Here is a 7,180-nt window from a genome sequence, read left to right as displayed (position 1 = left end):
CCGGCCCGTCCATCCCCATCGCCGCTCTGGTCGTGCCGCTCGCCGTGCATCTGCCTGCCTATTATGCCGGACCGATGGGGCTCGGCCTCGGCACGGTCGGCACCATCTTCATGCTGGCGCGTTTCTGGGACGTTTTCGTCGATCCGGTCCTCGGCATCGTGTCGGATCGGTTTCCGAGCCGGTGGGGCAGGCGGCGGCACTGGATCGTGCTCTCCGTGCCGATCATCCTGATCTCGAGCTGGTACGTCTTCTTTCCGACTGCGCCGGTCACGCCGGAGTACCTGCTTTTCGGTCTGCTGGGCCTTTATCTCGGTTACACCATGATCCTGCTCGCCCACATGTCGTGGGGCGCCGAACTCACCGACGACTACAATGAGCGCTCCCGCATCCAGGCGTGGCGCGAAGGGCTCGCCGTGCTGGGCGTGCCGCTGGTCCTGATGCTGCCCGCCATCATCGAAAAGATGGGCGGCGACAAGGCGCAGGACGCGAGCGTCAACATCATGGGCTGGTTCATCATCATATTGCTGCCGGTGACCGTCTTCTTCGCCGTCACCATGATGGGTGAGCGCAAGCAGCGTCATCAGGCGCATCTGCCGATGAGCGAGGCGTGGAAGGCCCTGGTCTCGAATACCGCGCTGCGTCGCGTCGTCATCGCGGACCTCGCGAGCGGCTTTTCGGGATCAGCCCTCGGCGCCATGTTCATCTACGAGGCGACCTATGTCTGGGGCGTCGGCACCTATTCGAACCAGCTCCTGCTGCTCTATTTCTTCGCCGGCGTCGCCTTCGTGCCGGTCGCACTGAAGCTTAGCTATCGCTTCGGCAAGCACCGCACGATGATCGCGGCCTCGCTCTTCAATGTCTGCTTCGTGCCGGTTCTGTTTCTCATTCCGCCGGGCAACATCTGGGTCGCCTCGCTCGTGCTGCTCTTCCTCGGCATGAATGTCGGCATTCCGAACGTGCTCTATCGCTCGATCATGGCCGACATCGGCGACTACGACGAGGTGCAGACGGGCCAGCGGCGCACCGGCCTCTTTTATGCGCTGCTGACGCTGACGGCGAAGGTCGGCAGCGCGGTCGCGATCGGCGTCGTCTTCTGGGCACTCGACCTCATCGGCTTCAAGCCGTCGGGTGAGAACGATCCGGTGACGCTCGGCCACCTCAACCAGATTTACGTGGCCGTGCCGTTCTTCGCCAATCTCTTCGTCGCCTTCATGATGTGGGGCTTTCCCATCGGCCTGAAGGAGCAGCGGGAACTGCGCAAGATCCTCGACGAGCGCGTCGTCGAGGAATTCGAGTCGATGGAAAATCCGCCGATAAACTGAGAGCGTATTGAGCCCGCACGCAACGTCGGGAGGCGATCTTCCCCAGCCCCCGCTGGCGTAGGCTAGATTTGCGAATCCGCCTTCGGTACCGGGCTGCTTTGCCCTACGCGTGGTTCTGTCCAGGCGAGGAGTCGCTGGATGTTGGCGCGATGGCGCACGATCACGTAGATGCCGCCCGCGACGACCATTAGCCGGAAGGGCAAAGGTTGCTCCAGGGCGCATACGAGGATGATCGCCGTTAACGCCGCCAGCATCGAACTCAGGGAAACAATCCGAAAGACGGCCAGCGTAAGACCGAAAACGATCGCGCCACCCAACCCTACCGGCCAGGACATCGCGAGCAACACGCCCAGGCCTGCCGCAACGGATTTGCCGCCTGTAAAATTCAACCAAATCGATCGGCCGTGCCCCAGCAACGCGGCAAGCCCCGCCAGGCAAATAGCCCAGGGCATCAAGGTTTGAAGATCGAGCGTGGCCGGTGGCGTGACGGAGGGCAATGTATAGAACCAGGGATAGAACCAGCGGGTGAAGACGACCGCACCTGCACCTTTCAGCACGTCCAGCAGGAGCACCATTAGCGCCGGCCATTTCCCCACGGTCCGCAGCACATTCGTCGCCCCTGTGGATTTGGAGCCATGCTCCCGAATGTCCACGCCATAGAGCAGCTTGCCCGCCAGATAGCCCGTGGGCGTGGAGCCCAGGAGATAGGCCACCGCCGGTCCAATTGTTGCGCCGATCCAGAAAATCACAGCATGCGCCTCACCAGTTCTCCAGCCTTCACTCAATGCGCGCCGCAACCGCAGCCGCCGATTTCGGCGATCCCGCTCGGATCGTAGGCGGCGGCGATGGAACGCGCCGAGCTTTCGGCAGTGGCCGCGAATTCGGCGGCGGCGCGACCGCGCAGGTCCGCGTCCGTCATGTAGTCGATGGCGGTCATGGCGAGCGCCTTCGCGCCATCGATACAAGCCTTGTCGCCGGTCTCGGATCCTGCCCAGCGCGCAAATTCGGGATTGTGAATGACGACGTTGGGCGGCGCGCAGGAAATCATCGGATGGATCGAGGGGACGCGGTGGCTGACATTGCCCATGTCGGTGCTGCCCGCCGAACCTGCCGGCAACTTCTCAATGGGGAAGAAATCGCGGCCGACCGTGCGCATGTTGGTTTCATATGAGCGGGCCAGCGGCATGCTGGTCTTGAGGTCGAGATAATCGGCCTGCGCCCATTTGATCTCTGCCGTGCAGCCCGTCGCCAGCGCGCCCGCTTCGAAGCAGGCCTGCACGCGCCTCTTCAGCACGGCCAGTTCCTCGGCATTCGCGGCCCGCACATAGAAAAAGCCTTCGGTCTCGTCCGGGACGATGTTCGGCGCCATGCCGCCCTTGGTGATGATGCCGTGGATGCGCTCGCTGTGTTTGATGTGCTGCCGGAGCTGCGCGATCGCCTGATAGGCGGTGACCAGCGCATCGAGCGCGTTGAGGCCCATATGCGGCACGGCGGAGGCATGGGCGCTCTTGCCGCGATAGGTGACGACGACTTCTGAAATCGCGATGCAGGGCATGGTGATGAGGTCGATGCCGGCCGGATGCACCATCATCGCTGAATCGACGCCGTCGAAGGCGCCCTGTTGCGCCATCAGCTCCTTGCCGCCGCCGCGCTCTTCGGCCGGCGTGCCGAGATAGCGCACACGGCCGGGAAGTGCCTCGCCGAGTTTCCCGAGCGCCAGCGCCGCGCCCAGGCCGGTCGTCGCGATGATGTTGTGGCCGCAGGAATGACCGATGCCGGGCAGTGCGTCATATTCGGAAAGGATCGCCACTTCCGGCGTGCCCTTGGGGCCGAAAACGGACGCATAGGCGGTCGGCAATCCGAAAGCGCCGCGCGTCACCGGCAGGCCCGCGCTTTCGATCCGCGCCGTCAGCAGCCGCGCCGCTTCGACTTCGTGGAAGGCGAGTTCCGGGTTTGCGTGGATCGCATGGCTCACTTCGATGAGCGCGGGGGCCATGGCGTCGATGGCATCGCAGACCTGACGTTTCAGCGCGGAAGCGGTCATTCGGTTCTCCCTTTTCTGAAATCCTAGACGCTTGGTATGCCACTTTCCACCGTGATGAAAATGCTATGGTGAGGCGAAACGTCATGGAGGCCGCCTGTGCAGTATTTCGAGTCCGACGGGCTGAGGCTCGCCTATCGCGTGGAGGGCGAAGGCTCGCCCATCCTGCTCGTGCATGGCTTCGCTTCGACTCATCAAGTGAACTGGATCGCGACGAGCTGGTCGCGCACGTTGATCGAGGCAGGCTACCGCGTCATCATGGCGGACGGGCGGGGTCACGGCGCGAGCGACAAGCCGCATGACGCGGAAGCCTACACGCTCGAAGCGATGGCGGGCGACGTCGTGGCGCTGCTCGATCATCTCGGCGAGCCCGGCGCCGACCTGATGGGCTATTCGATGGGGGGCATGGTTTCGCTGGTCGCCGCCGCCACCTATCCCGAACGCTTCGATCACGTGATCGCCGCCGGCGTCGGCGAGCGCCTGCTCGACAAGGACAAGAAGTCTACCGCCGTCGTCGAGGCGCTGCTGACCGACGACCCGGCCTCGATCGCAAACCCGGCGGCGAAACTCTTTCGCACCTTTGCCGATCAGAACCATCAGGACCGGAAGGCGTTGGCGCTCTGCTTCGAGGCCGTGCGGGCAGATTTTCCGGACGAGCTTCTGTCGCAGATTACGCGGCCCACGCTCATCGTCGCCGGCGAAACGGACGACCAGGCAGGTCCGGCCGCGCCGCTCGCCGCCCGCATTCCCGGCGGTCGCGCCTTCACGATTCCCAGGCGCGACCACATGAAGGCGGTTGGCGACCGCGCCTACAAGGAAGCGGTGTTGAAGTTTCTGGCGGAGTGAGGCCGAACGCCTACCGCGCCTTGAGCGGCGCAAAGCCGAGATGAAGACCGGCATCGGTGATGAGCGTTTCGCCGGTGATGTGGTCCGAGCCTTCGCCTGCGAAGAAGGCGACCGAGACCGCGATGTCGTCGGGTGTGCCGGCGCGGGCGAGCGGCGTCGTCTCTTCCTGTTGCTTCTTGATCTTCTCGAACTGAGCCTCGCCGAAACGGTCGGAGAACCAGCGCGTGCCGATGAAGCCGGGGCAAACGGCGTTGACGCGGATCTCGGGCGCGAGCGACCGGGCCAGCGACAGCGTCATCGTGTTGAGCGCGCCTTTCGAGGCCGCATAGGCGACCGACGAGCCGATGCCCGCGACGCCTGCGATCGAGGAAATGTTGACGACGGACCCCTTGCCGGCCTTTTTCATGGAGGGTGCGCAGGCGCGGATCATCTGATAGGCGCCGACGACATTCACCTTGTAGATCCACATGAAGTCTTCGGCGCTCAGGGCCTCGAGATCGGCATGATTGGCGAACTGCGTTGTGCCGGCATTGTTGACCAGCACGTCGATGCGGCCCCACTTGTCGATGGCGGCCTGAGCGATCCGGCGGCAATCTGCGTCCTCGCCGACGTCGCCCTGAGCCATGATGGCGTCGACGCCCTTCGACTTCACAAGAGCGAGCGTCTCCTTCGCTTCCTTCTCGCTCTTCGTATAATTGATGACGACGTTGCTGCCACGCTCGGCAAGCTTGATGGCGACGGCGGCACCGAGACCCGTTGCCGAGCCAGTGACGATGGAAACCTTGTCCTTGAGCGTCATGTCTCTCCCCTGCGGATTCTGTTTACAGGGAGTTTAGCTGTTCCGCGCGCGGGCGCCAGACCGGGGATTGGACCGACGGTCAGTCCCGGTCTCCGGGCGGGTTGCGGAACGCGGCGAGAATGAGCCGGTCGGTGAGTTTCAGCCGCTTGCCGGACGCGGTCGCAAGCTCGATGCAAGCGAGATCGTCGTCGTGCCGGATGACCGTGCCTCGCGCGAAGCCGACATGCGGCACGTCGATCGCGACGGCCGCGCCCAGCGCGGGGAGGGGCAGGCATTCGATCAGGGCGCCGGTCGCCGACATCTCATGCACGATGCAATCGACATCGACGCCCGCGAAGACGATGCGGCCCTCGATATGCGTACCGATGCGCCGGAAAAGGCGGCGCTCGGCGTCGTCGGATTTGTCGGGCGTTTCGGTCATGGCTTTCCCCGGAGGAGACGGACCCCTCCGAGGCGAGCCTAGACGTTCATGGTTTCCAAATGATTGCCGAACCGGCTCAAGACTTGTCCGATGGCAGGTTCGCAAGGAAGTCGCCGATCACCTTCTCGAAATCGACCCGCTTGCCGAGCGACGTCATCGGGCCGGCGGTCAGGCCGCCATCGACGGCGATGGTCTGGCCGGTCACGAAGCTCGAGGCGTCGCTCGCGAGGAAGAGCGCCGTTTCGGCGATGTCCATCGGCAGGCCTGAGCGCGGCATCGGCTGAATCTTGGCCAGATGTTCCTGCATGACGACGGCGAGCTGATCGGCGACCTGGGTACCGAGGCCTAGCCCCGCACCGAAGATCGAGGTCGCGATGCCGCCGGGACAGATCGCATTTGAGCGCACGAAGTACGGCGCGAGTTCCATCGCGGCGCAGCGTGAGAAGTGGTGCACGGCGGCCTTGCAGGCCGAATAGACGAGGGGACCGTAACCGGCCTGAAGGCCGGCGACCGATGCCGTCGAGATGATGCTGCCGGATTTCTGCGCCTTCATGTGCGGCACGGCATATTTGTAACCCAGCACGACGCCCTTGAGCAGCACGCCGACGGTCTCGTCGAAGCCGTTCATGTCGATGTCCTGCAGCTCGCCGCCGACGCCGCCGAACCCGGCATTGTTGAACATCACGTCGAGCCTGCCGAACTTCGAGATCGCATGGGCGACGAGGGCCTTTACCTCGTCCTCATGCGCGACATTGGTACGGCAATAGGAGAAGGCGGGCCCGAGCTCGCGTTCCATCGCTTCGCCCTTGTGGTCCTGCAGATCGCCGCAGACGACCTTCGCACCTTCCTGGAGGAAGAGATCGACCGTGCCGCGGCCGATGCCGCTGGTGCCGCCGGTGATGATCGCAACCTTGCCTTCGAGCCTTCCGGCCATGACGTACCCCGTCCTGTTATTGTTGTCTCAGCGGCCCTTGAATACAGGCTTTCGCTTTTCCATGAAAGCCTTTCGGCCCTCGGCATAGTCCTCGCTGCCGAAGCAGCGCGCGATCAACTGGTCGCAATAATGCGGGTCGAAATTCTCCGCGGGCTTGCGTGTCTCATCGACGATTTTCTTCGCCGTCATGACGGTGAGCGGCGCATTCTCCGAGATGATCGCGCAGGTGTCGCGCGTCTGTGCTTCGAGCGTCTCGCACGTGAAAACACGGTTGACGAGGCCCATGCCGAGTGCCTCCTCGCAGGTGAAACGCCGCGCGGTGAAGAATATTTCCTTGGCATAGGCCGGGCCCACCACATCGACGAGGCGGCGGGTGCCCGACGCCGCATAAGCGAGACCGAGCTTTGCCGCGGGGATGCCGAAGGTCGAACCCTCTGCCGCGAAACGCAGGTCGCAGGAGAGTGCGATGCCGAGCCCACCGCCGATGCAATAACCGTCGATCATCGCGATGGTCGGGCGCTCGGCGCGCGCGATGGTCTCGAAGGCGAGTGTCGTCGCATCCTCGTAAACCGCGACGCTTGCGGGATTGCCGCGTTGGGCCTCGAACTGCGAGATGTCGGCACCCGCCACGAAGGCCTTGCCGCCCGCGCCCTTCAGCACGATGACGCGGATTTCTGGATCGGCCTCGAATTCGGCAATGATTTTCGGCACCGCCTCCCACATGTCGAGGCTGACGGCGTTCAACCGCTCCGGATTGTTGAAGATCATCCAGCCGATCGCGCCGTCTTTCTCGGCGATCATGCGAGGCGTGGGGGAG

Annotated in this window: 8 protein-coding genes; 2 read left to right on the top strand and 6 right to left on the bottom strand. The window is 63.9% G+C overall.

The window, feature by feature from the left end; translation table 11 throughout:
* Nucleotides 1-1,322, top strand: a 1,322-nt coding sequence (locus VMR03_RS18380; protein WP_325407829.1) for an MFS transporter, incomplete at its 5' end; no start/stop codon positions are given.
* A gap of 62 nt (nucleotides 1,323-1,384) precedes the next feature.
* On the opposite strand, the gene plsY is transcribed toward VMR03_RS18380, so the two are convergent.
* Together plsY and VMR03_RS18370 are read right to left on the bottom strand one after the other, a co-directional pair.
* Nucleotides 1,385-2,071 (bottom strand): glycerol-3-phosphate 1-O-acyltransferase PlsY, encoded by a 687-nt coding sequence (plsY, locus tag VMR03_RS18375; RefSeq protein WP_325407827.1) that lies wholly within the window; start codon nucleotides 2,069-2,071, stop codon nucleotides 1,385-1,387.
* A gap of 32 nt (nucleotides 2,072-2,103) precedes the next feature.
* Nucleotides 2,104-3,366, bottom strand: coding sequence for a M20 family metallopeptidase (locus VMR03_RS18370; protein ID WP_325407825.1), 1,263 nt, complete (start codon nucleotides 3,364-3,366; stop codon nucleotides 2,104-2,106).
* A gap of 96 nt (nucleotides 3,367-3,462) precedes the next feature.
* On the opposite strand from VMR03_RS18370, the gene VMR03_RS18365 reads away from it, so the two are divergent.
* Nucleotides 3,463-4,209: an alpha/beta hydrolase gene (locus VMR03_RS18365; RefSeq protein WP_325407822.1), complete on the top strand. Its 747-nt coding sequence runs from the start codon at nucleotides 3,463-3,465 to the stop codon at nucleotides 4,207-4,209.
* A gap of 10 nt (nucleotides 4,210-4,219) precedes the next feature.
* On the opposite strand, the gene VMR03_RS18360 is transcribed toward VMR03_RS18365, so the two are convergent.
* The 4 genes from VMR03_RS18360 to VMR03_RS18345 all read right to left on the bottom strand — a co-directional run.
* The gene (locus tag VMR03_RS18360; RefSeq protein WP_325407820.1) at nucleotides 4,220-5,008 is read right to left on the bottom strand and encodes a glucose 1-dehydrogenase; all 789 of its coding nucleotides are present in this window, start codon (nucleotides 5,006-5,008) and stop codon (nucleotides 4,220-4,222) included.
* A 79-nt stretch (nucleotides 5,009-5,087) separates the two neighbouring features.
* On the bottom strand, nucleotides 5,088-5,429 hold the full coding sequence (locus VMR03_RS18355) for a PilZ domain-containing protein (protein ID WP_325407818.1): 342 nt from the start codon (nucleotides 5,427-5,429) through the stop codon (nucleotides 5,088-5,090).
* A 76-nt stretch (nucleotides 5,430-5,505) separates the two neighbouring features.
* Nucleotides 5,506-6,363: a glucose 1-dehydrogenase gene (locus VMR03_RS18350; protein WP_325407816.1), complete on the bottom strand. Its 858-nt coding sequence runs from the start codon at nucleotides 6,361-6,363 to the stop codon at nucleotides 5,506-5,508.
* 27 nt (nucleotides 6,364-6,390) lie between these two features.
* A partial coding sequence (locus VMR03_RS18345; RefSeq protein WP_325407814.1) for an enoyl-CoA hydratase occupies nucleotides 6,391-7,180 on the bottom strand: 790 nt, incomplete at its 5' end.

It is taken from the genome of Parvibaculum sp., from assembly GCF_035511255.1.
Taxonomy (GTDB): domain Bacteria; phylum Pseudomonadota; class Alphaproteobacteria; order Parvibaculales; family Parvibaculaceae; genus Parvibaculum.
This window is presented reverse-complemented; position numbering and strand designations above follow the sequence as displayed.

Bases quoted from the DNA above. Each gene is read 5' to 3' on its own strand.
- VMR03_RS18360 (WP_325407820.1), bottom strand. From the start codon at position 5,008: ATGACGCTCAAGGACAAGGTTTCCATCGTCACTGGCTCGGCAACGGGT.
- VMR03_RS18350 (WP_325407816.1), bottom strand. From the start codon at position 6,363: ATGGCCGGAAGGCTCGAAGGCAAGGTTGCGATCATCACCGGCGGCACC.
- VMR03_RS18355 (WP_325407818.1), bottom strand. From the start codon at position 5,429: ATGACCGAAACGCCCGACAAATCCGACGACGCCGAGCGCCGCCTTTTC.
- VMR03_RS18370 (WP_325407825.1), bottom strand. From the start codon at position 3,366: ATGACCGCTTCCGCGCTGAAACGTCAGGTCTGCGATGCCATCGACGCC.